Genomic DNA, 2,121 nt, shown 5'->3' with positions numbered 1-2,121 from the left:
ATGCCCTCGCCACGCATGCGCTTGGCGAAACTCACCAGGATCAGCGAGTCGTTGACTACGATACCGGTAAGCGCAAGGAAACCGATGACGGACAGGAACTGCAGGTTGTACCCGAACAGCATGTGCCCGAACACCACGCCGATCAGTCCGAACGGGATCGCGGCCATCACCACCAGCGGATCCAGCATCGAACGGAACAGTGCTGCCAGGATAAAGAAGATAAGTGCCATCGAGATAAGCAGCGCATCTTTCATGCCGCTGAACGATTCCGATGCATCTTTTTTCTCGCCAAGGAACAGCAACTCGTAACCGGGCAGGTCACGCTCGATATTGGCAAATTCACGGCGGACCAGCTCGGTCACTTCGAGCGGCGTGGTGACCTGGTCATCCACTTCAGCAGTAACGATACCCAAACGCCGGGTATCGCGGCGACTGATCGTATTCATGCCACGACCCATAGTAATGGTCGCGACATCGCCGAGGTAAACCAGCCGACCGTCATCCAGCACCAGTGGCAGGCGTTCGAGGTCACTGGTCTCGCGAATCGATTCGGGATAAATCACGCGCACCGGGATACGCTTGTTACCGCGCGTGACATGCACGGCCTCGACACCGAGGAAGCCGGTTCGCACGGCCGCCGCCAGGTCGCCCTGTTGCAGACCCAGCTCCTTGCCACGGTCATTGAGTGAATAGCGGTACTCGAGCTTGCCGGTCTCGAGGTTCTGCCGCACGTCCTGCACGCCGGGCAAACGCTCAAGGTAACTGACGATATCGCCGGCCCGCTCGCGCAACACGTTCACGTCAAGCCCGCTGACACCGACCTCGATATCCGCACCGGCCGGTCCGCCCTGCGGTCGCTGGATGGATATGCGATGCACACCGGCAACCGTCTGCAGTTTCTCGCGCAATTCATTCAGGATATCTTCCGTGGCGCGCGTCCGCTTGCCATCCCATTCAAACTTGAGACTGACCAGCGGCGAAATAAAGCGCTCGATAATACCCTCGGGTTTCGCCTTCTCCAGGTCAACGACCAGCTGGATGTACTGGCTGCCGATCTGGAAACGGTTGAAATCAATAAAACTCACGCCGACGTTGGTCAGCAGGGATTTAAGCTCATCATCCGGCAGCGACTCGAGGATGATCGTCTCCATCGCCACGGCGAGCTTGTCGGTATCTTCCAGGCTGTAGGTCTGCGGCGCCTCGGCATTAATAAAGAACTGGCCGACGTCGACATCATCAAATAGCTGGAAAGGCAATCGCGTCGACGCATAGATCATGGTGACGATTAACAGCAGTACCGAGAACAGCACCATGAAGTAGCGATTGGCGAGCGACCAGCGCAGCATGCCAATGTAACGCTGCAACAGCTTGCTCCAGTCGACGCGCCGCTCACGCGTCTGCCGGGTGTTTTTACCGGCATGCAGCAGTTCAGCCGCGTGCGAGGGCAACACCGCGAAGGCTTCCCATAACGAACCCAGCAGCGAGGCACTGACAACCACCGGGATTACGGCGATAAACGCACCCATCACGCCCTTGATGGAAAACATCGGCATGAACGCCGCGACCGTGGTGGCGGTACTGGCCAGCACCGGCCACAATACTTCGTGCGCACCGATGCGCGCGGCTTCGGCGGCGGGCTTGCCCATCTCCATGTGCCGGTAGACATTCTCGGTGACGATAATCGCGTCATCAACAATCAGGCCAAGCGCAATCAGGAATGCAAACAGCGATATCATGTTGATGGTGTAGCCAAGATAATACATCGCCACCACGGCCACCAGGAACGACACCGGTATACCCATGGCGGTGATCAGCGCCACGCGGAAATTCAGGAACAGGTAGAGCGACAGCAGCACCAGCGTCAGGCCGACCAGCCCCGATGATTTCACGGTATTCAGTCGCGTCTTGACGTATATCGACAGATCGTTGAACAGGCCGATCTGCAGTGTGGATGGCAGTTCACTGCGCAACTCATCGGCAAAGGCATACACCGCGTCGGCGACCGTAATGGTGGAGGCTTCCGCCGTCTTGGTGACGGTCAGGTTTACCGAGGGTTGTCCGTTGAAACGACCGATGGTGCGCGCCTCCTCCAGGCGCAACTCGATTTTTGCCACGTCACCG

Annotated in this window: 1 protein-coding gene; it reads right to left on the bottom strand. The window is 58.2% G+C overall.

Annotated elements, in window-relative coordinates; all coding sequences use genetic code 11:
• The coding region (locus Q0X89_RS17860; RefSeq protein WP_297696725.1) for an efflux RND transporter permease subunit at positions 1–2,121 on the bottom strand (2,121 nt) is incomplete at both ends.

Source organism: uncultured Eudoraea sp., assembly GCF_947258525.1.
Lineage (GTDB): Bacteria > Bacteroidota > Bacteroidia > Flavobacteriales > Flavobacteriaceae > Eudoraea.
Note: the sequence above shows the minus strand (reverse complement) of the source record. Positions and strands in the feature narration are given on the sequence as shown.